Consider the following 22,202-nt stretch of genomic DNA (forward strand, 5'->3'; position numbering starts at 1 on the left):
AGCAAGGCGGTGGGCTTTTACTGCGCCGCCATCAAGCGCTGTTTCTCGCGCTGCCAATCTTTCTCTTTTTGTACTTCGCGTTTGTCGTGTTCCGCCTTGCCTTTGGCGAGTGCAATTTCGCATTTCACCAAATGGCGTTTCCAATACATAGCGGTGCAGACGCAGGTGTAGCCTTTTTGTTGCACAGCGGCAAAAAGCGTGGCGAGTTCGCGATCTTTTAGTAACAATTTGCGTGTGCGCGCTGGATCGGTAACAAAATGCGTTGATACGCTTTGCAGCGGAGAAATATGCGCACCGAGCAAAAAAGCCTCGCCATCTTTTAGTAACACATAAGAATCCACCAGCTGACATTTGCCCGCACGCAGGCTTTTCACTTCCCAGCCCTGCAACGCAATGCCAGCTTCAAAGCGATCTTGAATGAAGTAGTCGTGGCGCGCTTTTTTATTGAGCGCGATGGTGCCACCGTTTTCTTTGCTATTGGCTTTTTTCATGGCGGCATTATAGGTGCAGGCTGCGGCGCTTCGTTAGAATGCGCATCTATCTCACGATGATTTTTCGCCACTATGCCCGTTACGCGTATCGCCAAAACTGCCCTGCTGCCGTATGCCGCCGAGCAGTTGTTTGATCTGGTCAATGACATCGCCGCCTACCCGCAATACATGGAGGGCTGCGTAGCCGCCACGGTGTTATCGGCATCGTCAGAACAAGTGGAGGCGCGCTTGGAGTTGAGCCGCGGCGGCATCACGCAATCTTTTGCCACGCGCAATCGCCTGCAAAGACCGGAAGTGATTGAGATGGCGCTGTTGGAAGGCCCATTCACCGCGCTGTCAGGTCGCTGGCAGTTTTTGGTACTGGGCGAGGAAGCCTGCAAAGTGTCGCTGGATTTGCGTTTTGAGTTGGACGGCAAACTCGCCAGCATCGCCGCTGGTCGCTTGTTTGAAAGCGTTGCCAGCAATTTGGTGGATGCACTGTGCCGTCGTGCGCACACTGTGTTGGGAGCGGCAGTATGAGTACCGAGCTGATTCACATTGAGGTGGCTTGTGCACTGCCGGAGCGGCAAGTGGTGGAGGCGATGAGCGTTGTGGCGGGTTGCACAGCACGCGCGGCGGTTTTGCAGTCGGGTCTGGCGGCAGAGTTCCCTGACTTGGATTTTGCGCAGCTAGCGTTGGGCATCTACAGCAAAGCCGTAACGGATGATTATGTGTTACAGGAAGGCGACCGCATCGAGCTTTATCGACCGCTGTTGTTGGATCCTAAAGAAGCGCGCAGGCAGCGCGCGGCGAAAGCAAAACAGGGCTGAGCGTGCAGCGGCGGACTAATCCCACCACTTACTGATATCCCACTCGCTATCGTCATCTTCTTCGCTAGGCGTAATTTCCTCACCGTCACGCAATACCGTGGCACCCGTGGCTTGTTCCGGACGGAAATTGCCTTGCAAGTTGGTCAAAATATCATTGCTGAAATACAGCGTTAAACGCTCGCGCGAGTATTCGTTGTCGCCATTTTTTAGCGAGTAAAAATAATCCCAACGATTGTCTTCAAAACTGTCGATCAGCAGTGGCGTACCCATGATGTAGCGTATCTGGCGCTTGTCCATGCCGGGCTGCAGCTGATTCACCATGTCTTGAGAAACCACATTGCCTTGTTGCACAGTGAGGTGATAAACCCCAGGAAAAGAGCAAGCGGCCACAGCCATTGCGAGGCAGCATGGCAACAGCAGGCGAATCAATGTGTGACGAAGCAGGGCGGGCATGGGTGGCAAGGTTCCACAGATTGCAGCGAGCGGCGATAATACCCGATAGTCGGAAGCGCTAGAAGGGGCGGGATATGACAGGCAGGAATCAAGAATTGCGCAATGCTGGGCTGAAAGTCACGGGGCCACGCATCAAAATTTTGCAGATGCTAGAGACTAACGATCAGCGCCATCTCAGTGCGGAGGATGTTTATAAGCATTTGCTGGAGAGTGGTGAGGATGTGGGTTTAGCCACGGTGTATCGCGTATTGACGCAGTTTGAGTCAGCAGGCTTGGTCACGCGCCACAATTTTGACGGCGGCTATGCGGTGTTTGAGCTAATTCGTGGCGATGAACACCACGATCACATGGTCTGCGCAGAAACCGGCAAAGTGGTGGAGTTTCACAACGAGGAAATCGAACGCTTGCAGCAGGAAATTGCTGAGGCGCATGGTTTTGATTTAGTCGGTCACAGCCTTGTGTTGTATGTGAAACCGAAAAAGAAAGCTTAAGTGCGATCGTGGCGCTTCAAAACGAGGCGCGATAGCACAAAAGTCACCGGCATGGTGACTACCACAACGGCGAGCGGCGCAAAGTCGACAGGGAAAGCTAGGCGATCGACCAAGATATGCATCAGCACGATCCCAACGCCGTACTGCACAACATAAACCGATGGAAATTCTAAGAAAGCTCTCCAGCTCATGGGTACACGAAATACCCAACGCGAGTTCAGGTAGTAAGTGAACACAATGCCAAAAATATAGGCGACAGTAAAAGCCAGCTTGTCAGCGCTGATGGCAATACGATCAAACGCGGTAATAGCGTGCAAGCCGACAAAGAGCAGTGTGTGTCGCACCAGTAAATAGACCAGCCAAGACGACCCGGTGTTGATGCTGCCCGTCACAAGAAAACGCAAAAATTCGTGCTTTTGTAGCCAGGTTGCCAAGGTGCTGGCGCTAAAAGCAGACTTAGTTGATGGCGGTAAATTTTGCATGAGCAAGCTAAGGTTTGGAGGCAGTCGCTAGCTTAGCGGGTAATGCGTGTGGCTGACAGCCCAAGCTTGAAAATGCCATAATCGACCGATTGTATTAGGCGAATCGCTAATAAACAGGAGCAACACACAGCGTGAATATTTTAGTGACAGGTGGCGCAGGATTTATTGGTTCAGCCGTGGTGCGCCACATCATCGGCAACACGCAAGACACCGTGATCAATGTCGATAAATTGACCTATGCCGGTAATCTCGAATCGTTAACAGCCGTTGCAGAATCGCCGCGCTATCATTTTTGCCATGTGGATATTTGCGATCGCACAGCAATCGATGCTGTGTTTGCAAAACACACGCCCGATATCGTGATGCATTTGGCGGCAGAATCGCATGTCGATCGTTCCATTGATGGCCCCGCTGCTTTTATCGAAACCAATATCGTCGGCACTTACACATTGTTGGAAGCTTCACGACAATATTGGTTGAGCTTGTCACCAGAAAAGAAAAACGCGTTTCGTTTCCATCATATTTCAACGGACGAAGTGTATGGCGCACTCGGTGCTACGGGTTTGTTTACTGAAGAAACTTCGTACTCGCCCAATTCACCGTATTCCGCGAGTAAAGCGTCGTCTGATCATCTCGTGCGCGCATGGCATGAAACTTACGGTTTGCCTATTTTGGTGACGAATTGTTCCAATAATTACGGCCCCTATCATTTTCCGGAAAAATTAATTCCACTGGTGATTTTGAATGCCATTGCTGGCAAGCCGCTGCCGATTTACGGCAAAGGCGATCAAGTGCGTGATTGGTTGTTCGTGGATGATCACGCGCGCGCCCTGTACAAAGTGGCAAAAGAAGGTGTGATCGGCGAGACCTATAACATCGGCGGCCACAACGAAAAACAAAATATCGAAGTGGTGAAAACCATTTGTGAATTGTTGGAAGAAATGCGCCCTGAAAAACCGCAAGGCGTGGCGCACTACCGCGATTTAATCACCCATGTCGCGGATCGCCCCGGCCACGATGTGCGCTACGCGATTGATGCCAGCAAAATTCAACGCAAATTGGGTTGGCAGCCAGAAGAAACTTTCGACAGCGGTATACGCAAAACCGTGCGTTGGTATCTCGATAATGCTGCTTGGTGGCAACGCGTATTGGACGGCAGTTATCAAATGCAGCGCTTGGGTTTAGGCGCTTAAAAAACGCATACAAATAACGGAGAAAAAAATGAAAGGTATTATTTTGGCGGGCGGTTCTGGCACGCGGTTGCATCCAGTGACGCTGGCGATTTCAAAACAGTTATTGCCAATTTATGACAAGCCCATGATTTACTACCCGTTGACCACGCTGATGTTGGCGGGCATCAAAGATATTTTGGTGATTTCTACGCCGCAAGACACGCCGCGTTTTCAAGAGTTGCTCGGCGATGGCGCGCGCTGGGGTATCAATTTGCAATACGCCGTACAGCCTAGTCCTGATGGGTTGGCGCAAGCGTTTTTGATAGGTAAAGAATTTATCGGCAACGACGCCTGTGCGCTGGTGCTGGGCGACAACTTATTTTTTGGCGAGCATTTTTCGCGCAACTTGAAGCAAGCGGCCACACAGTGTGAAGGCGCCACCGTGTTTGCTTATCAAGTAAAAGATCCAGAGCGCTTTGGTGTGGTGGAGTTTGATAAAGATGGCAAAGCGATCAGCTTGGAAGAAAAGCCGGCGAAACCCAAATCGCGCTACGCAGTGACGGGTTTGTATTTTTATGATAACCATGTGGTGAAACACGCAGAGTCGATCAAGCCTTCTGTGCGCGGCGAATTAGAAATTACGGACCTCAATAATATTTATCTACAGAATGGCAGTTTGCGTGTAGAAATTATGGGACGCGGCACGGCGTGGCTGGATACGGGTACGCACGATTCACTGCTAGATGCTTCACAATTTGTACAAACCATTGAGCACCGCCAAGGTTTAAAAATGGCGAGCCCTGAAGAAGTGGCATGGCGACAACAATGGATAGATGACGCGCAGTTGCGTGATTTAGCCGAACCGTTGAAGAAAAGTGGCTATGGGGAATACCTACTAGATTTATTGAGAGTGGATTGATGATGAAAGTCATCGAAACCATTTTGCCTGGCGTGTTAATTCTGGAACCGAAGGTGCACGGCGATAGTCGTGGATTTTTTCAAGAAACTTGGCGCAGTGATAGCTATAACAACATCGGTATTCCTGATTTTGTGCAAGACAATCACTCGCGCTCCATGCGCGGCGTATTGCGCGGCCTACACGCGCAACGCTTGCGCCCGCAGGGAAAGTTAGTACGCGTATCACGCGGTGCGGTGTTTGATGTGGCGGTAGATATCAATCCTGCGTCGGATACTTTCGGTAAACATGTGGCGGTTGAATTGAGCGACGACAATCATCGCCAACTGTATATTCCACCTGGCTATGCGCATGGCTTTTGTGTGTTGTCAGACACCGCCGATTTTCTTTACAAATGCACAGATTACTATCAGCCCGGTGATGAAATGGGCGTGTTGTGGAATGATGTGGCGGTCAATATTGCTTGGCCGATTGCTGCCCCACAGTTATCAGACAAAGATAAAAATTTACCGACACTGCGAGAGCTAGCCGAGCAGTTAAAACAACAGCCCGCGCATTTTCCTGTGCATAAAAGACATTTGGATGAATGATGAGTTTGCGTATTCTGATTGCAGGTGGTGATGGGCAAGTCGGCAAAGAGTTTGCTGATCTTGCGGTAGAAAATGTGGAGTTACTGCGTTGCAAGCGTAGTGATTTGGATATTACACAACCCGTTAGCATTCAGCGCACGTTTGAAAAATATCGGCCAGATGCGGTAATCAATGCTGCCGCGTATACCGCCGTTGATCGCGCAGAAAGCGAGCCAGATCTCGCTTTTGCTGTTAACGCTATCGGTGCGGGCAATTTGGCGCAAGTTGCACAAACACACGATATTCCTCTATTACATATTTCAACCGATTATGTTTTTTCTGGCGATAAAGCCACAGGAAAAGCGTGGCTAGAAAGCGATATCTGTGAACCGCGCTCCGTGTACGGCCATAGCAAGCGCGTAGGCGAAGAACAAGTATTGGATATGTGCGGACGCGCTTTTGTAATGCGCACCAGTTGGGTGTTTGGTCGTTACGGTAATAATTTCCCCAAAACCATGTTGCGTTTGGCACGTGAACGCGATGAATTGCGCGTAGTGGGCGACCAATACGGTTGTCCAACACACGCTGCGGATATCGCTACAACTTTGGTGAAAGCTGCGATCGCTATGATGGAAGAAAATTTGCAAAGTGGCATTTATCACTACGCCGGCGCGCCCACTTGCTCTTGGCATGCATTTGCCAGTGCCATTATTGAGCGCGCGTTTGTGTTGGGCTTGTTGGAAAAAAAGCCCAATGTTATTTCTATTGCCACGCACGAATATCCCACAGCAGCGCAGCGCCCGATGAACTCAGAAATGTGCTGCAAAAAATTGCAACAAGCCTTAGGAATTTCCGCGCCGCAATGGAATGATGCTTTGGATGTACTGTTGAAAAACGGTTGACAGGTTCTTGTGGCGATAGAGTAGAATCGCGACCCACTCGCGGATAGGAATTCGCGGTCAAAAGGAATCGTACGCTGACAAAAGGAATTGTGCATGAAAGATGCTGCAGAGGAGAGGCGCTCAAAAGCGCCCGACAGCGGCTTGCTGTGTTTGGTGGCGCTGTGTCGCTTCCATCAAATACCCGTGGATGTTGCGCAGTTGGCGCGCGAGTATCGCCACGGCAATCAATCATTAAATGATGTTGATATACAGCGCGCGGCCAAAGCCATTGGTTTGCATTGTCGTCATGTCGTGCCGGACAAAAAACACGGCAAACAGTTCCCGAGAGAGTCGCTACTGCCAGCCATCGCCAAACGCGTTGACGGCAGTTATGTCGTGTTGGCGCGACACGGCAATCAACAAGTGCTGATCCACGATATTCGATGTGCACAACCCGAAGTATTGGATGAGGCTGTATTCCTCACGCAATGGTCGGGTGAATTATTGTTATTGGCGCGTCGCAGCTCACTGAGCGAAAACTTCCATCGCCATTTTAATCTGAGCTGGTTTATTCCGGTGTTGATGAAATATCGGCGCTTGTTTGCTGAAGTCATTATCGCCAGCTTCTTTTTGCAAGTGTTTGCTTTGGCAACGCCGCTGTTTTTTCAAGTGGTGATGGATAAGGTCTTGGTACACAACGGGTTGTCGACGCTGGATGTGTTGGCCGTAGGATTTTTTGCGGTTGTTGTATTTGAAACGCTGTTGAGTGGATTGCGCACTTATCTTTTTTCGCACACCACCAATCGCGTGGATGTGGAATTAGGCAGTGCCTTGTACAAGCATTTACTGCGTTTGCCCTTGGCCTATTTTCAAACGCGCGCAGTGGGGCAAAGTGTGGCGCGCGTGCGTGAGTTGGACAGCATCCGCAATTTCATTACTGGCTCTGCGCTGACGCTATGTGTCGATTTATTGTTCGCCTTCGTGTTCCTTGCCGTAATGTTGTATTACAGCATGTCACTGAGTGTGGTTGTGTTGCTGACGATACCGCTTTATGTGTTGTTGTCGGTGATCAGCGCGCCGATACTGAAAACACGCGTGGAAGACAAATTCAAATACAGTGCCGCCAACCAAAGTTTTTTGGTGGAATCGATTAGCGGTGCTGAGACTGTAAAAAGTTTGGCACTGGAGCCGATGATGCAACGCCAGTGGGAAGAACACTTAGCGAATGGTGTGGCGAGCGGTTTTCGTGCGCAGCATCTGAACAATATCGCTTCGCAAGCAGCTTCTTTTATCAATAAATTGATGACGCTAGGCATACTGTGGTGGGGCGCGCAACAAGTGATGCAGGGCGCGCTCAGTGTTGGGCAATTGATTGCTTTCAATATGCTCGCCAGCAGAATCAGCGGCCCGATTTTGAAATTGGTGCAATTGGCGCAAGATGTGCAGCAGGCAAAAATTTCTTTGCAGCGTTTGGGCGATATTCTCAACACGCCAAGCGAAACACATTTCAATCCGCAGCGCAGTGTGCTGCCATCACTAAAAGGCGAGATTCGCTTTGAGCGTGTGCGCTTTCGCTATCAACAAGATCGCGCACTGGCATTGGAAGATTTATCACTGCACATTAAAGCGGGTGAAATTGTCGGCATAGTTGGTTCGTCGGGTTCGGGTAAAAGTACGCTGACAAAATTATTGCAACGCTTGTATGTACCGGAAGCAGGCAAAGTGTTGGTCGATGGCGTTGATCTCGCCACTGTCGATACCGCGTGGTTGCGCAGCAAAATCGGCGTGGTGCTGCAGAACAGTTTTTTATTTAACAAAACTATTCGCGAAAACATTGCGGTGACGCAGCCGTCTGCGACGATGGAGGCTGTGGTGCGCGCGGCGCAATTGGCGGGCGCGCACGCGTTTATCAGTGCATTGCCGCAGGGCTATGACGCGATGGTGGAGGAGCAGGGGAGTAATTTATCCGGCGGACAAAAACAGCGCATCGCCATTGCCAGAGCATTGTTGCAGCAGCCGCGCATTTTGATTTTTGACGAAGCCACCAGCGCGCTCGATGTGGAATCGGAACGCACCATTCAAGCGAATATGGCAGCGATTTGCCGTGGGCGCACCGTGTTTGTCATCGCGCATCGTTTATCAACCGTGCAGGGCTGCGATCGGATTGTGGTGATGGAGCAGGGAAAAATTGTCGAGCAGGGTTCGCATGCGATATTGCTCAATAAAAATGGTCGTTACGCGCAAATGTATCGCTATCAAAACGAAGTCATACCGCTGCGTCAAACAGAAAACACCGCGCTGAATAGTGCTCGCTGCGCATGAAGTTTTTGTGGAATAAATGGCAAGCAGCACAGCGCGATAATGCGTTTGCTGCGGTGCAGCACGAATTTTTGCCGGCGCTGTTAGAAATTCAGCACACGCCGCCGCATCCACTGGCGCGCGGATTAATCTTTACTGTGATGGCGCTGTTCATCGTTACGCTGCTGTGGTCTTACTTCGGCAAAGTGGATGTTGTTGCGGTGGCAGAGGGAAAAATAATTCCTTCATCGCGCGTGCAACAAATTCAGCCAATCGCAAAAGGTGTAGTGAAAGCAATTTATGTGCACGAAGGTAAGTTTGTTGCTGCGGGAACAAAATTGATTGAACTGGATAACACCATCACCGATTCAGAGCGCGTGCGCATCGCCAATGCTTTGCAAGAACAACGCGCCGTGTTATTGCGCGAGCAAATATTGCAAGCCCATTTACAAGGGCTGGTACAAGGGCAGCAAACTTCAGATGACGCACAAGGCTTAAACGCTGTGCAACAATCTTTGTTGGCACAGCAGTGGCAGCAATATCTAGCGCAGCGTGCGGCGTTGCAAAGCCAGCAAGAAAATCGTCGTGCTGAATGGCAAGTGAACAAGGCTTTAATCAAAAAATTGCAAGCGACACTGCCGATCAACACACAGCGCGCAGAAAAATACAAAGCCTTGGCTGAGCGAAAATTGGTAGCACAGGATCAATATCTCGCGCTGGAAGAAACGCGCATTACCCAGCAACAAGATTTAGCGGCAGCGCAGGTGCGTGATCAACAATTAGCGGCAGCCTTACAAGAAGCGGTGCAAAACAGCGATGCTTTAACCGCCAAAACACGCGCGGAAAATTTAGTGCGCTTGGCGGAAGCGCAGCGCACGGTGGATAGCAGTGCGCAGCAATTGACGCAGGCCAGCGATATCAACAGCAGGCAAGTGCTGTACGCGCCAGTGAGTGGGCAGGTGAAAGACCTCGCCGTTAACACCGTCGGCGGTGTGGTGCTAGAAGCGCAGCAGTTGATGGTAATTGTGCCGCAGGAAGCGCAGTTGGAAGTGGAGGCGTGGCTGCCCAACAAAGACATTGGTTTTGTGCAGGTTGGCGATCAAGCGGTTTTCAAAGTGCAGACTTTTCCTTTCACGCGTTACGGCACCATAACAGCGGAAGTAACGCATATTTCGCAAGATGCTGTGCAAGATGAAAAAACCACGCGCGAAAAAGGCGGCCTGCTGTATCGCATGAGCTTACTAATGTCGCGCAATACTTTACTGGTGGATGGACGCGAGCAGCCGCTGATGCCAGGCATGCAAGTTACAGCAGAAATTATTACCGGCAAACGCCGCGTGATTGAAGTATTTTCTCTCGCCTTTGCAAAAGCGAGTGAGTGAGAGTGTGCGAGAGAGATAATGTGTTATGAATAGACAAGGTAGAAAACAATGAAAAATAACACATCAAAAATAGTGAAGTGTATTTTCATGGCACCAGTTGTTCTGGTTTTGTTGGCTTTTATATTCTGTGAAGTCAACAAGGCTTATTGGGACTACAGAGTTGATGAAATGTGCGCAAAGGATGGCGGAATAACAATCTATGAGAAAGTAGTTATTTCAAAATCTGACTATCCAAATATGAAATTTATTTCAACTGGTATACCTGTGTTGCCTTTTGAGGAAAGGGTCAATCAAGATGATCCATTCTTTTATAGATTTAGCTCGAATCGAATATATAAGTTTATAAATCTTCACGTTAATAGGTATGAGCACTTAACCATGCGTAATAGCGACAAAAAAATACTAGCTAAAGGTATAACTTATGGGCGATGGGGCGGGGATTTCCCGCTGGGGTTTGAATCTTCAAGACATCATTGCAATGGTCAAGATGAAAGAATGAGAATTTCTGAGTCAATTATTACTGTTAAGGGAGAGTGAGCATGGATACGAGCAATAAATATTTTGATGGTGCTGATCTGGCGCTTGCGGCTTATGCCAATCTAACTGTCGGAGTAACAGAAGCCACAGATAATATTTCTGCTTTGCAAGATGGCGATAAGGGCATGTCAAAAAAACAGGCTGCATATTTTGCTGAGCGATGGCCTTCAGTAGTCGGTCAATACACTGATGATGATACTGGTCTTTCTGTGACAGTGTTTCGTAATGGTAGTGATGTTTGTGTTGCCATTCGTGGGACAACTCCTACAGACTTAAAAGATTTGTTGGCAGACTTACAACTGGGAACAGGAAAAATTGTTGATCAATATGAATTATTGAGAACATATTTTGATTCGTTAAAAACATCAGGAGTGCTTACGGATACGGATAACTTAGTTGTTGCGGGTCACTCCTTGGGCGGTTTTCTTGCTCAAGTGCTTACTATTGATCGGGCTGGCGATATCGATAGTACCTACACCTATAATGCACCAGGGATCGGTGGCGTTTCATTAGATGTATTTGGTAGCGTGGAGAGCGTTCCTGTTTCAAATATTACAAATATTCAAGGTGATGGATTATCGACTATTGCTAGTGTTGGAATTTCTGCTGGCCTTGATAAGGTAGTCGAAATTGAAAATGCTTCTATATTTGCCGCATATGAAGACCATACTGTAAAAAAACTCACCGACTCCCTCGCTGTCTACGACACACTATGGCAATTAGACAATTCATTAGAAATTTCATCCTTCAATGACATATTTAAACAATCCAGTAGTTCAGAAGATGCCAGTTTAGAAGGCATAGTTGATGCACTACACAAAATATTTGGCATCAGCAATTCACCATTAGAAATAGACAATCGTGATGCACTGTATGAAGCTATCCACACGCTAAAGGAATCTGATTCTTACGCAGTCCTCACCAACAACGCCAGTGTACAACCCTCTACAAACATTACAGCAACACAAGCAGCAATAGATTTCGGTGCATTTCTCAGTCTCTATCAGTTATCGCCAGTTTTTATTTCTGGTGCTGCGTTGCAAGAGCCGAATCAGAATCTGTATGGAAGATGGTCAGCTGGCGAATTCTCATCTCAATATTTAGAAGACCGTATCGCGCTGCTCGGTACGAAGCTAAGTGCCAACAGGGCAGATTTGGATTATTTGGCTGTGGGCGGTAATTCTTATTACAAAGATGAAGCAAGCGGTACTGTCATCAGCACACCTTACGGAGTTCCGTTTGAAGGTATAGAAAGAAATCGCATATTGTTTGGCGATGATGGGGCCAACACGCTGACTGGAGGAAACAAAAACGACCACCTCTACGGTGGTACAGGTGCCGACACATTAAAAAGCGGCGCAGGCAATGATTACCTCGAAGGTGGCGATGATGTAGATATTTTAAATGCAGGCACGGGATTTGATCGCATCAACGCTGGTGCTGGTGCGGATTTGTATCAAATTGAAAGCAACCAATTCGGTGATGTAGTAATTGCGAGTGACACAGATGGCGGTGCTATTTCGTTGTTGAGCGACATCAGTTTTCGTCGTGTCGGAGAAGGCAGAAGAAAACACCGATAGTATGTATATCGCGATTGATGAAAGCGGTGAGAGTTGTCTTTTTCTATGGCAGCATAAAACGCTGCATGATTGAGTATTTTCTATCGCCCTTGCGAAGGGTGAGTGAGTGTGAGGAGATAATTTGTTATGAATGGACAAGATAAAAAGCAATGAAAAATAAAGTATTAAAAATAGTGAAGATGATGTTTTTATCGTCATTTCTTTTATTGGTAGCTGGTTGGTATGGCTTTGTTGTACTTCGCTTATTGCGAAGCTAATAAAGCGTATTGGGATCATAAAATCAAAGCAGTGGTGCGAGAGGATGGCGGGGTGACTATTTACCAGAAAATTACCATTACCACAGAGCAGGCTGGAGAACTTGGTAGGGTTGCAGGTTTTATAGCGATTGCGCCAAAAAGTTAAATGGAGGAGCGCGGTTCCTGTTTATACGATAGATAAAGAAATCTTCATCAAAGATGGATGGCTTAAAGTTATTAAAATGAAAAGAAGTTATTCGCAGTGATAATGGAGTAGCTATAGGAAAAATAATTTCTTATGGAAGAGGGGGTGGTGATACTTTGTTGCAATAGATCATCCATCTTCATTTTCTTGCCAGAAATTCCTGAATATTACAAAGAACAAGAGAAATTTTCATTATTAATGGAGATAATAAATGGAGTGTTTCATCTGATTTTTACAATAATGCGGAATTGGCTATGGCCGCTTATGCGGATTTGACAGTTGGTGATGTGTGCTTAGCCAAAAAACTGCACTTGAGGATTCTTCTACCGGGATGTCTTCTACTCAGGCGGAGCAGTTTGCTGCGCGTTATTCTTCGGTGCTTGCTGTTTCGCAGGAAACAGCAGCTGGATTTTCTGCTGCGGTTTTCAAGGATACATCTGGGAATCTGACGGTAGCGATCAGGGGAACAGTGCCCGATTATGTTGACCTTAACGAGGATGCGTACCTTACAGGTTTCGGCACGGCGTACTACCAGATAAAAGATATGTACAACTGGTGGCAACAATTCTAATCCACAAGGAGCGCTTGTCGAACAGTTTGATATTCACGTGATGTCTGGAACGCCTCCTGTTGGAGCCGTCAAATTATTTGACACGCTGACAGATAATTATTACTTGGTGAGTGTTGGTACCGTAGCTGCTTCAGGACTACTGGCTAATGAAGCTGACCTGAACGGTGTAACCGTCACGGGTCATTCACTAGGTGGCCACCTTGCTTCGGCGTTTACTGCTTTGTTTAGCGGACAAGTCGATGAGACATACACCTACAATGGCCCTGGGTTTACCAATACAGAAAACAATCGAGCTTTTTGCAGTACTAGAAGATGTTGCTGTCGACGATGTTGTCATGCCTTCTGATGTGGCTGGTCTGGTAACCGCATACAAGCGAACAACGCTCTACCTGGCGAAAGCCAAATTGATGTCATCAGCAACCTACACGGTGGAACACCGGGCGCGCTGGTACAGATTGCCATAGAAGACAAGGATTCTTCGGGTGATCTTGGTACAGGTAATCACAGCATGATCAATCTGACCGATTCTTTAGCCTTGTTTGATTTACTGGGTACATTGGATGAATCCCTGAGCGTTCCTGAATTCAATACAATTTTCCATACATCCAGCAACGACATGGACTCTACGCGCGAGCGTATGCTGGATGCCGTACAAGAAATATTTGGCATCAGCAATTCGCAATAGAAATAAACAATCGTGATGCGCTGTATGAAGCTATTTACGCACTAAAAGAATCTGATTCCTACACCGCTCTCTCATCAACAACGCCAGCGGTAATCCTCTACAAATATTACAGTATCACAAGCAGCAATAGATTTCGGCACATTTCTCAGTCTCTATCAGTTGTCACCAGTTTTTATTTCGGGCTCTGCGTTACAAGAGACGAATCAAAGTCTGTATGAGCAATGGTCTTCTGGCGAGTTCTCATCGCAATATATCGAAGACCGCATTGCGCTACTCAGTGCGAAACTCGGCGCCAATATCACAGACACCGATTACAGCGATGTGCAGAACGGCACTTATTTCGTCGACAGTACAAACAATTTAGTGATTGGCGAAAAGGACGACGGATTTCTTGCGCAAGACAACAAACAAATCCTATTCGGAGCGGAATCTTCCGACACTCTCACCGGCGGCAACAACAGCGATCATCTCTACGGCGCAGGCGGCAGCGATTATTTATCCGGCGGCGCTGGCAATGATTATCTCGAAGGCGGTGCCGGTGATGACATTATTGATACTAGCCGAGATAACAATTTTGCCGAAGCATATTTTTTAAAAATCCAAGCTTATTGATTCGTTAAAAATAGCAGCGTGATGATTTGGTGCCACAATTGACCAGTCGTTTTATAAAAAGTTGATGGCATGGGATTTACTATGAGAAAAAAACTATGTTTTGGATGATAGCCTTTACACTAATTACTGGGTATCTATTGTTGCTTGGCTTGATAACTGTGCTCGCAGGGCTTGTGGCAAAGCATAATGGCCTACTAGTTGTGCGCTCACGCTGTATTTCCTTTGTGGCTACTGTTGGCATAACGGCTTCAATTTTCTCATGGCATTGGTTTATCAATCCACTTCCAAGTGATGAATACATGATTGAGCATCTTGAACAAAACAGAGACGAATATGATGAACTGATAGCTGGATACATTGAGGCAAAGCAACGTGGCAATGATGCCATGAAATCTTGGCTTACATCCCCACGAAAAGTGGCATTACAGCATAAAGTACAAGCGCGTGATGAACGAGTTAATCCCGAAGAAAGTCAATGGCATGGTGGAATAGAGGTAAATTCTGGGTTGGGCGATAGAAAAAAAATAGTCTATTCAATGGAGTTTCATTTAGCAGGCGCCACTACACGTTCTATTCGTGAGGGTTCAACTATTTGGAAGAGTTATTGGTATTTTCCTGAAGCTCAGCCCTTAACTAGTGGTAAATCACTATGCCCTTCTGGTTCTGGAAAACAATGCCTTGGGAAAATGAATATTGAGGTGTTGCCCTCGCTGAATAATTATCCCTTGTTTTCAGGGTTTCTGGCGACCGTGAACGCTGGTGTGGTAGTTACATGCGCCAGATGGATGAGCACTGGTTTCTTGCATTTAGCAAGGCTTGCCTATAACTTTTTGTCAATTATCATGGAAAGATATTATGAATACAGAAGTTTTTTATTCTTCATCCACTGCGCAAGGTGAATATAGCGCAGCTGCTATAAATTACATTTCCAATTCATTCAGTGATGGAGAAACTGTTTTATCCATTGCCGAAGATTATTCTGTTTCGGCAACAGCTATCGCCGGCGCTATGGCGCGAGAATATAATCGCTATGATTTGGTGGATGCTGCCGCTGACACTTATGTCTTGAACAATCCTTTATGGGGAACACATCAATATTGGCTGGATAATTACACGTCTGTCGGTGGTGATAATGGGTACATTCCTAGTATCACGGACAAAGCAACCAATGGCTGTTATAACGACATAGGGTATGGCAACATCAAAATGGCGACGGCCATTCGCTTGATTCGGTCTTATGTCAGTCAACATTCCGGCGATGATCCTCTTAACCTTTTACGGGCAGAGAGAGATTACTCTCAGCATTATGAATTTCTTGCGGCTGACCTTGCTGTACAAAATAACTCGCTCACCGCCAAACTCTACGCCGTCATGGTCGGAGAGGCGGAAGATTTTTTCGCAATATGCTTACGGCAATGAGTGGGATGGGTTGCCGCAAGAATTTAAGGATTCGCTGTATGTCACTTACTGCGTGTTGGGAAGAACAAAAGTTCTTGAGCGTTACAGCGAAACTGTTGCCGCAGGCGTACCATATGACCGGTTCCCGGTATTGGTGATTCAGGTGGAATGACGCATTTGCTGAACGCTTCTGCCATTGGAAATGCATTGGGCGCTCCCTATGCAAACTACGGCGATGGTGTTGTTGCAGGCATATCAAATTTTCTCAGTACACCGAAGGCGCAGATGGCTATGCTTTCCGCTATGCGCTGTATAACTTGCGTCCTGTTGCGCTGACCGCGCTGGATTATTCGAGCAGAAATCCAGATGGTGTTTTTAGATGAACTGACATCGCAATGGTTGGAAGACCGGCAACAGATGTTGTCACTGAGTATTTCAGGAGGCAGCAGCGACACATCCTATATAGATTTCATCACTTGGCAGAAAGACAACATTATTGGAGCAGGCGATAAACAAATCCTCTTCGGCGCAGAATCGTCCGACACTCTCACCAGCAGCAACGCCAACGACCACCTCTACGGCGCAGGCGGCAGCGATTATTTATCCGGCGGCGCTGGCAATGATTATCTCGAAGGCGGTGCCGGTGATGACGAGATTGAATGCAGGCACAGGTTTTGATCGCATCAATGGCGGCATGGGCAACGTGCTTATCTCATCGACAGCAATTTTGGCGATGTGATGATTGCGGGCGTTGGGACGGCGGCAGCATTTCTTTATTGAGTGGAATAACTTTTCGTCGCGTGGGCGATGGTGAAGCTAACACCGATGGTTTGTACATCGCAGTGGATGAAAATAGCGAGTGGTTGAGCGGCAAAGAAGGCTGGAGTGTATCGGTTTCTGGCAGCGGCCACGGTGTCTGTCAAAGATGATCAAAACAATGTACATGTGATTGCGATAGATGATTTCAATATTGCGAGCAATCAATTTGGTATTCAGTTTGAGGAAATGGCCGATGTTGAAATGGCGTCGCTTGGCGGTGCGTTTACTGTGCCCAATCGTGGATTTTTAGGCGCGTACACGCCACAAGGTGCAGACAATCCTGTAGATGTTTTTCTGCCGAACAATCGCCATGTTGAAAATAATGATCCTAGTATTCCAGAAGCATTGAATGTTGAGCAATACCGTAACAAATCGCTGGTTTATAACGCTGTAGATTATTGGGGTGAATGGAATGCCGACGATCTGCATTGGGAACCGATAGACAAAAATGGTCCCCCCTCGCCCTATCCAAATCATCCATACGAAACATTAGCGATTGATACCAGTGAGTCGCGTCATGGCAAGGAGATAATGCGCTTTGAAGGATCCAATCAAAATGATGCGCTGTATGGCAAGGATTGGACAAGTCAGATGCAGGCCATCAAGGATTGGGATGATGCTAATGATCATTACTACCGCTTGAATAGAATTAACGGATTTGATCCGGCAAAACATGGCAACAACGATGTGTTGTTTGGTTTGAACGGTGACGATTTGATTATCGGTGACGGCAATCAAAGTGTGTTGGAGCAGCAAGCGGGTTCGCAAAAAGGCAATCGTGATATTTTAGTCGGCGGACGCGGCAGCGATGTTGTTTATGGTATGGGCGGCAACGATATTTTGTTGGGTATGGAGCAATACCGTAGCGGTTGGGGTGCTGCGTCTTTAGGGCTTACTTACAATCCTAATAAATATGCGTCGCTTGCAGAGGCAATTTTTAATAACGCCTTTTTGTACGACCCAGAGACGCAACAAGAAACACAAATTGTTATCACGCTGGAAGACAAGGACGAAAAAATTACCTCAATGGTGGTGATGGCAATGATGTGCTAGAAGGCGCCAGTTTTTCGGATGTGATTGACGGCGGTGATGATAAGGTTGGATTTACGCCGGTGCAGGTTGTGATGTGATTGCTGGCGGCGCAGGTGATGATGAGATCTGTGGTGATTCTTACGCGTATTTTTCAAAGGGTTGGCGTTTAGTGATTTTATAGCACCGGATGAAATCCCTGAAATAGATGACTATAGCCGTGCGCATTTTTATCAAAAATCAGGCGATGAAGTGACATTGCGTTATACCTTCAAAGAAAAAATGGATTACAACGATGTGATTGATGGAGGTACGGGCAATGATTTAATTCAAGGTGAAATTGGTGCGGATAACCTTAGTGGTGGCGCAGGTAATGATGTGTTGTTTGGCGATCGCGTTTTTGGCGCGGGATTTTTTATCGAAGGGGCGCCGCCAAAAAATTTCCAATCACTCGACAAAAAATTCCATGGTGACGATGTGGTGGATGGTGGTGCGGGCGAAGATTTATTGGTGGGTGGTGGGGGTGCCGATCGCTTGATCGGTGGTGATGGCAACGACACGGTGTATGGCGATGTCGGCTTGGACAAGATCGAATACGGCGCAAACACCGCTGACGCGCCAGCACTGCAAGCCAGTGATGAAGGCTGGTGGGGCAATGACTTATTGCTGGGCGGCGCGGGCAATGATGCGTTGGTGGGCGAAGGCGGGGACGATCTGTTAGACGGTGGTGCGGGCGATGACCATCTCTACGGCGATTGGGCAAACTGGCAGATGCAGGCCTACGCCAATGTCGGTGCAAAAACGGGTAACGACACGCTGTACGGCGGCGATGGCAACGACCAGTTGATGGGCAACAGTGGTGACGATGTGCTGGAAGGCGGCCGTGGCGATGACCGGTTGTACGGTGATTCCTTTGATGGCGCAGGGTTTAGCGGTGAAGGTGATGATGTACTGGTTGGTGGTGTGGGTGATGATTTTCTTTTTGGCGGCGACGGCGAGGATACGCTGACCGGTGGTTCTGGCAATGACCAACTGCAAGGTGGGGCGGGTGATGATTGCTATGTGATTGGCACCGGGGACGGACAAGACACAATCAGCGATAGCGAGGGTCGAAATACGCTGCGTGTGATGGTGAACAAAGTGGATATTGAGACAGCCGGTGATGGCAGTTCGGTGGTGTATTTGTCGGCCGATCACAGCCAAGCCGTCGGCTTTGTCGACAGCAGCCTCAGCCATTTTGTGCTGCGTAGCGTAAATAGCGATAAAGTAGAGCAAAATCAACATATTGCAGCATCTGTCGGCAATGGATCGACGCCCGTATACGCGGTGAATACAGATATGGGCGGCACGGTCAGCATCAGCAGCGTGGGCGATGCGGGCGTGGCTCTACGCTTAACGGGGGAACAACATACTTTTGTGGCGCCACCTGCCATGACGGTGGATGCGGGTGGCGCGCATATCGCGCTGGAACAAGCCGATGGCACTGAGCTCACGGTATCGTTAGAGCGTTGGGATCAAATGGTCGCCGTGACGGACCGCTACGGCTTTGAGCTGGGCTTTACCTTGGATGCCAGTACAGGGCAAGACGGTGTATTGAACGGGCGTGGTGGCGATGATGTGATAGCAGGCGGTGATAGCGATGAAACCCTGTACGGTAACGAGGGCAATGACACACTGAGCGGAGGTGGCGGCAACGACCGTTTGCTGGGTGGTATTGGCAATGATCTTTACTGGTTCGGCGCAACGGATAACGGTAGCGACATCGTACAAGATGAGGAAGGCAGCAACCGCCTGCGTTTTGACCATCTCAGCGGTGACCAAGCAGTATTGAATGTACAAGTAGGCACACTAGGTGTGCAAGTGCTTACATCTTCAGGCGGTTCCGATATTGCAATGCTCGATAACGCCAGCTGGCAGGCGATTACTGCCTGTGAAACGGTGGATGGCGTAGCCATTAGCCGATATCGCTATCGCGTTGAAGCGGGCGCGAGTGTGAATTTGTCCCCCCGTTTTGTGGACGCAAACAATGTGGTGTTGCTGCCAACGGGCAGCGCATTGGCAGATTTCTCAGCGGGGCGTTCGCTGGCGGATCCTCAAGACCTGCTGCTGAAATCCAATGACGGCACTTTTATCCGTCTTGAAAACTATTTTGCGGATAGCGATCGGTGGTCGATTGGCAGTGATAGCGAGACCAGCCAGCCTTTAAGCGCATGGTTGGGCGGCAATCTCGACGATGATTACTCCACCGATTGGTTCCTCAGCGAGCAGCTCGCCGCAATACAGCCGATGGGTAAAAAAGGTAATACCTTGGGTGATCTACAAAGCGTTGTATTGAATCAGCAGTACCAAGCAGAAAATGCACGAATCGGCAGCTATACCTTTGCTGGTGTGCGCTCAGAAGTAATTTCACTGGATGGCAGCCCGCTTGTGCTGGGCGCATCCGAGTCAGACACGGTCAGGCTATCAGAGCGAACACTCGAGGTGGTGGTGCTTGAACCTGTTTACCGCGACTACTATGTGACGGGGCAGGTTTTTAATTTGCCGGTAGATGATCCCGCTTGGAACAGTCTCGCGGTCAACGGTTATGTCACGCTGCAAGAACACGGCGATGGCACGGCGACTGCCATGGTGTCCGGTCACTATGAGCATCGACAGATAGACACAGAAGAGCGAGTCATCACTTACAGCGAAACCATTGCCGATATCACGCGTTCGTTCACGCAATACACAGTCATAGGCAGTGAAGCCGATGATGTACTGGCAGCTGAAGGGGCTTTTCTCGGCACAGTGGCTGTGGGTGAAGGCAATAACAGCGTGCGCTTAGGCGGCGATCATCAAAACTTGTGGTCGCCGTGGCAGCCAAGGGGCAGCTTGGCAGCACCGGGCGCATACATAACAACAGGTTCAGGCGATGACTCGCTGGTCGGTACGCGTGGCAATGATGTGTTTAGCGCAGGCGGCGGCACCAACCAGTTGGTCGGCGGTGCGGGCGACGATGTCTACTATGTTTCTCTGGCCAACGGCAGCAAAACCACTATCACCGATGCAGCGGTGGAAGGTGTGTATAGCTGGGGTCAAGGCGCAGGCGGTGATGCGCAGGCCGATCCTGCCACGCGCAGGGATGGCAATGATTGGCTCGGTTATTACGCGCCACTCAACAACACGTTGGTATTCACCGAGGCTTTTGATTTATCCGCTGTCACTTACAGCGTTGAAACCATAGCACCAGAAAATAACGGCATTCATTTTGACGCACGCAGGCCTTATGCCGACTACGGTGATGACGACTGGCATACCGATATCAACACAAAAATCACCCTACATATCGGCGGCGCAGATGTGACTGTACTGACTGGTGAAGATTGGGCAAGAGATGGTGATGCCGACAGCGGACTTCGTGTGGAGGCCGGTGTACAAACGGTAGTGTTAGCCGATGGTAGTTCAATGCGTTGGGATGAGTTGCTGAGCCGCGCATCGTTATCAGAAGAGTCACACACACGCCAACATTTAGCGACACAATTATTCACACAAACCTATAACGAAAGTGCGCCAGCCGTTGTAGCGCTTACGGCACAAGATTTACTCGGTAATTCAATGAGTGATGCAGAAAAATTGCGTTGGCAAATCACTGGTGTAGAAATGATTTCTGGTAATTTTTTACCTGATCAATACGATGTCGACGGCGATGGCGATACCACTGATCAAACCTTTTTATTCATAGAAAATTTATGGGGTAGCGGCAAAAATTATGTCGGCTTTATGCCAAACACGAGCGCTGGCAATGCCAGCTTTGCTTACACTTTGCAGCGCGATGATGGCTTGATGATTCAATCCACTATGCAAGTGGTGGTGCAAGAAAACACCGGCAGCTTAATCGGCAGCGGCAACGCGGATGTGTTGGACGGCGGGCAATCCACCGCAGCACTCACTATCGACGGTGCAAGTGGCGACGACAGAATTTTTGACGGTTTTGGCGATGACTTCGTGCAAGGCGGCGCAGGCAACGATGTGCTTTCGTTTGGCAATTGGGCGGATAACGGCAACGATATTTTTGATGGCGGCGAAGGCAATGACATCTTGGATGCTGGTTGGGGCGAAGATTTTTTAATCGGTGGTGCGGGCAATGATTTATATATTGAAGGCAATTTGTGGTCCGGCGATCACACACTGATCGACAATACTGGCGGCGCAGCCGATGATATCGACACTTTGCAAATTGGTCAGCAGGGTTACGGTGTGTGGGATTACCGCACGCTGTGGTTTACCCGCGAAGGCAATGATTTATTGATTGATCAATTGGATGAATTAGCCGATGGCGAAATTTGTATCCGCGATTGGTATGCAGAAATTGACGATGGCAGTGGTGTTATCAATACGGTGGGTGAAGGCCGTCTCGATGCGATACAAGTCAAGCAAGATGATGGCGCAATCCTGATGGCAGACACCAACAGCGAAGCGTTTGAAATGTTGGTGCAAGCCATGGCGCAATTTGGCAGTAAACCCGCCGCCGTGACCGATGTTGTTGCTTCGTTGCAGGACGAGTACAGCGCGGCGTGGCAGTTAGCAACGCCGCAGGCGGCGTAGAT

24 protein-coding genes are annotated in these 22,202 nt (G+C 48.6%); 21 read left to right on the forward strand and 3 right to left on the reverse strand.

All coding sequences use genetic code 11. The features are described from left to right. Window positions 1–17: 17 nt before the first annotated feature. Window positions 18–491 carry an SsrA-binding protein SmpB gene (smpB, locus tag R3E63_02160; GenBank protein MEZ5538766.1) on the reverse strand — a complete coding sequence of 158 codons (474 nt, stop codon included), beginning with the start codon at window positions 489–491 and terminating at the stop codon, window positions 18–20. Window positions 492–563: 72 nt separating this feature from the next. Here smpB and R3E63_02165 point away from each other — a divergent pair, with 72 nt between their 5' ends. After that, window positions 564–1,010: a type II toxin-antitoxin system RatA family toxin gene (locus R3E63_02165; protein MEZ5538767.1), complete on the forward strand. Its 447-nt coding sequence runs from the start codon at window positions 564–566 to the stop codon at window positions 1,008–1,010. Next, window positions 1,007–1,300: an RnfH family protein gene (locus R3E63_02170; GenBank protein MEZ5538768.1), complete on the forward strand. Its 294-nt coding sequence runs from the start codon at window positions 1,007–1,009 to the stop codon at window positions 1,298–1,300. Before R3E63_02165 ends, R3E63_02170 begins: the two co-directional genes overlap by 4 nt. A gap of 15 nt (window positions 1,301–1,315) precedes the next feature. Here the strand turns inward: R3E63_02170 and bamE are convergent, their stop codons facing one another. Continuing rightward, window positions 1,316–1,753 (reverse strand): outer membrane protein assembly factor BamE, encoded by a 438-nt coding sequence (gene bamE, locus R3E63_02175; GenBank protein ID MEZ5538769.1) that lies wholly within the window; start codon window positions 1,751–1,753, stop codon window positions 1,316–1,318. A 74-nt stretch (window positions 1,754–1,827) separates the two neighbouring features. Between bamE and fur the strand changes: the two genes are divergently transcribed. Continuing rightward, the gene (gene fur, locus R3E63_02180; GenBank protein MEZ5538770.1) at window positions 1,828–2,244 is read left to right on the forward strand and encodes a ferric iron uptake transcriptional regulator; all 417 of its coding nucleotides are present in this window, start codon (window positions 1,828–1,830) and stop codon (window positions 2,242–2,244) included. Here the strand turns inward: fur and R3E63_02185 are convergent. Further along, window positions 2,241–2,726, reverse strand: a complete 486-nt coding sequence (locus R3E63_02185) for a GtrA family protein (protein ID MEZ5538771.1) — start codon at window positions 2,724–2,726, stop codon at window positions 2,241–2,243. The two genes, fur and R3E63_02185, sit on opposite strands and share 4 nt — an antisense overlap. A gap of 131 nt (window positions 2,727–2,857) precedes the next feature. On the opposite strand from R3E63_02185, the gene rfbB reads away from it, so the two are divergent. The 18 genes from rfbB (at window position 2,858) to R3E63_02275 (ending at window position 22,200) form a co-directional block, all read left to right on the forward strand. Next, window positions 2,858–3,919 (forward strand): dTDP-glucose 4,6-dehydratase, encoded by a 1,062-nt coding sequence (gene rfbB, locus R3E63_02190; GenBank protein MEZ5538772.1) that lies wholly within the window; start codon window positions 2,858–2,860, stop codon window positions 3,917–3,919. Window positions 3,920–3,947: 28 nt separating this feature from the next. Then, entirely contained in the window at window positions 3,948–4,817 is an 870-nt protein-coding gene (gene rfbA / locus R3E63_02195) for a glucose-1-phosphate thymidylyltransferase RfbA (GenBank protein MEZ5538773.1), read from the forward strand. A gap of 2 nt (window positions 4,818–4,819) precedes the next feature. Then, entirely contained in the window at window positions 4,820–5,404 is a 585-nt protein-coding gene (rfbC, locus tag R3E63_02200) for a dTDP-4-dehydrorhamnose 3,5-epimerase (GenBank protein ID MEZ5538774.1), read from the forward strand. Further along, a complete protein-coding gene (gene rfbD, locus R3E63_02205; protein ID MEZ5538775.1) occupies window positions 5,404–6,285 on the forward strand; it encodes a dTDP-4-dehydrorhamnose reductase in 882 nt (293 codons plus the stop codon). Before rfbC ends, rfbD begins: the two co-directional genes overlap by 1 nt. 93 nt (window positions 6,286–6,378) lie before the next feature. Further along, window positions 6,379–8,586, forward strand: a complete 2,208-nt coding sequence (locus R3E63_02210; GenBank protein MEZ5538776.1) for a type I secretion system permease/ATPase — start codon at window positions 6,379–6,381, stop codon at window positions 8,584–8,586. Then, the gene (locus R3E63_02215; protein ID MEZ5538777.1) at window positions 8,583–9,944 is read left to right on the forward strand and encodes an HlyD family type I secretion periplasmic adaptor subunit; all 1,362 of its coding nucleotides are present in this window, start codon (window positions 8,583–8,585) and stop codon (window positions 9,942–9,944) included. The genes R3E63_02210 and R3E63_02215 overlap by 4 nt, the downstream gene beginning before the upstream one ends. A 48-nt stretch (window positions 9,945–9,992) precedes the next feature. Then, window positions 9,993–10,481: a hypothetical protein gene (locus R3E63_02220; GenBank protein ID MEZ5538778.1), complete on the forward strand. Its 489-nt coding sequence runs from the start codon at window positions 9,993–9,995 to the stop codon at window positions 10,479–10,481. A gap of 2 nt (window positions 10,482–10,483) precedes the next feature. Next, window positions 10,484–12,061 (forward strand): hypothetical protein, encoded by a 1,578-nt coding sequence (locus R3E63_02225; protein ID MEZ5538779.1) that lies wholly within the window; start codon window positions 10,484–10,486, stop codon window positions 12,059–12,061. A gap of 222 nt (window positions 12,062–12,283) precedes the next feature. Next, window positions 12,284–12,463, forward strand: a complete 180-nt coding sequence (locus R3E63_02230; GenBank protein ID MEZ5538780.1) for a hypothetical protein — start codon at window positions 12,284–12,286, stop codon at window positions 12,461–12,463. 328 nt (window positions 12,464–12,791) lie between these two features. Beyond that, window positions 12,792–13,073, forward strand: coding sequence for a hypothetical protein (locus tag R3E63_02235; protein ID MEZ5538781.1), 282 nt, complete (start codon window positions 12,792–12,794; stop codon window positions 13,071–13,073). A gap of 508 nt (window positions 13,074–13,581) precedes the next feature. Next, window positions 13,582–13,758, forward strand: a complete 177-nt coding sequence (locus R3E63_02240) for a hypothetical protein (protein ID MEZ5538782.1) — start codon at window positions 13,582–13,584, stop codon at window positions 13,756–13,758. Between the two features lie 159 nt (window positions 13,759–13,917). Continuing rightward, window positions 13,918–14,370: a hypothetical protein gene (locus R3E63_02245; protein ID MEZ5538783.1), complete on the forward strand. Its 453-nt coding sequence runs from the start codon at window positions 13,918–13,920 to the stop codon at window positions 14,368–14,370. 173 nt (window positions 14,371–14,543) lie between these two features. After that, window positions 14,544–15,269 (forward strand): hypothetical protein, encoded by a 726-nt coding sequence (locus R3E63_02250; protein MEZ5538784.1) that lies wholly within the window; start codon window positions 14,544–14,546, stop codon window positions 15,267–15,269. Continuing rightward, the gene (locus R3E63_02255) at window positions 15,226–15,789 is read left to right on the forward strand and encodes a hypothetical protein (GenBank protein ID MEZ5538785.1); all 564 of its coding nucleotides are present in this window, start codon (window positions 15,226–15,228) and stop codon (window positions 15,787–15,789) included. The genes R3E63_02250 and R3E63_02255 overlap by 44 nt, the downstream gene beginning before the upstream one ends. Before the next feature lie 345 nt (window positions 15,790–16,134). Continuing rightward, window positions 16,135–16,446 (forward strand): hypothetical protein, encoded by a 312-nt coding sequence (locus tag R3E63_02260; protein MEZ5538786.1) that lies wholly within the window; start codon window positions 16,135–16,137, stop codon window positions 16,444–16,446. After that, window positions 16,428–16,697: a hypothetical protein gene (locus R3E63_02265; GenBank protein ID MEZ5538787.1), complete on the forward strand. Its 270-nt coding sequence runs from the start codon at window positions 16,428–16,430 to the stop codon at window positions 16,695–16,697. Before R3E63_02260 ends, R3E63_02265 begins: the two co-directional genes overlap by 19 nt. Beyond that, window positions 16,681–17,640: a calcium-binding protein gene (locus R3E63_02270; GenBank protein MEZ5538788.1), complete on the forward strand. Its 960-nt coding sequence runs from the start codon at window positions 16,681–16,683 to the stop codon at window positions 17,638–17,640. Before R3E63_02265 ends, R3E63_02270 begins: the two co-directional genes overlap by 17 nt. Before the next feature lie 138 nt (window positions 17,641–17,778). Then, window positions 17,779–22,200: a hypothetical protein gene (locus tag R3E63_02275; GenBank protein MEZ5538789.1), complete on the forward strand. Its 4,422-nt coding sequence runs from the start codon at window positions 17,779–17,781 to the stop codon at window positions 22,198–22,200. Window positions 22,201–22,202: the final 2 nt, after the last annotated feature.

It is taken from the genome of Pseudomonadales bacterium (assembly GCA_041395665.1).
Taxonomy (GTDB): Bacteria; Pseudomonadota; Gammaproteobacteria; order Pseudomonadales; family UBA7239; genus UBA7239.

What these genes read in the sequence shown, in the direction of transcription:
- smpB (MEZ5538766.1), bottom strand. Translation starts at nt 491, where the DNA reads ATGAAAAAAGCCAATAGCAAAGAAAACGGTGGCACCATCGCGCTCAAT.
- R3E63_02165 (MEZ5538767.1), top strand. Translation starts at nt 564, where the DNA reads ATGCCCGTTACGCGTATCGCCAAAACTGCCCTGCTGCCGTATGCCGCC.
- R3E63_02170 (MEZ5538768.1), top strand. Translation starts at nt 1,007, where the DNA reads ATGAGTACCGAGCTGATTCACATTGAGGTGGCTTGTGCACTGCCGGAG.
- bamE (MEZ5538769.1), bottom strand. Translation starts at nt 1,753, where the DNA reads ATGCCCGCCCTGCTTCGTCACACATTGATTCGCCTGCTGTTGCCATGC.
- fur (MEZ5538770.1), top strand. Translation starts at nt 1,828, where the DNA reads ATGACAGGCAGGAATCAAGAATTGCGCAATGCTGGGCTGAAAGTCACG.
- R3E63_02185 (MEZ5538771.1), bottom strand. Translation starts at nt 2,726, where the DNA reads ATGCAAAATTTACCGCCATCAACTAAGTCTGCTTTTAGCGCCAGCACC.
- rfbA (MEZ5538773.1), top strand. Translation starts at nt 3,948, where the DNA reads ATGAAAGGTATTATTTTGGCGGGCGGTTCTGGCACGCGGTTGCATCCA.
- rfbC (MEZ5538774.1), top strand. Translation starts at nt 4,820, where the DNA reads ATGAAAGTCATCGAAACCATTTTGCCTGGCGTGTTAATTCTGGAACCG.
- rfbD (MEZ5538775.1), top strand. Translation starts at nt 5,404, where the DNA reads ATGAGTTTGCGTATTCTGATTGCAGGTGGTGATGGGCAAGTCGGCAAA.
- R3E63_02210 (MEZ5538776.1), top strand. Translation starts at nt 6,379, where the DNA reads ATGAAAGATGCTGCAGAGGAGAGGCGCTCAAAAGCGCCCGACAGCGGC.
- R3E63_02215 (MEZ5538777.1), top strand. Translation starts at nt 8,583, where the DNA reads ATGAAGTTTTTGTGGAATAAATGGCAAGCAGCACAGCGCGATAATGCG.
- R3E63_02220 (MEZ5538778.1), top strand. Translation starts at nt 9,993, where the DNA reads ATGAAAAATAACACATCAAAAATAGTGAAGTGTATTTTCATGGCACCA.
- R3E63_02225 (MEZ5538779.1), top strand. Translation starts at nt 10,484, where the DNA reads ATGGATACGAGCAATAAATATTTTGATGGTGCTGATCTGGCGCTTGCG.
- R3E63_02230 (MEZ5538780.1), top strand. Translation starts at nt 12,284, where the DNA reads ATGGCTTTGTTGTACTTCGCTTATTGCGAAGCTAATAAAGCGTATTGG.
- R3E63_02240 (MEZ5538782.1), top strand. Translation starts at nt 13,582, where the DNA reads ATGATCAATCTGACCGATTCTTTAGCCTTGTTTGATTTACTGGGTACA.
- R3E63_02255 (MEZ5538785.1), top strand. Translation starts at nt 15,226, where the DNA reads ATGAATACAGAAGTTTTTTATTCTTCATCCACTGCGCAAGGTGAATAT.
- R3E63_02260 (MEZ5538786.1), top strand. Translation starts at nt 16,135, where the DNA reads ATGGTGTTTTTAGATGAACTGACATCGCAATGGTTGGAAGACCGGCAA.
- R3E63_02265 (MEZ5538787.1), top strand. Translation starts at nt 16,428, where the DNA reads ATGCAGGCACAGGTTTTGATCGCATCAATGGCGGCATGGGCAACGTGC.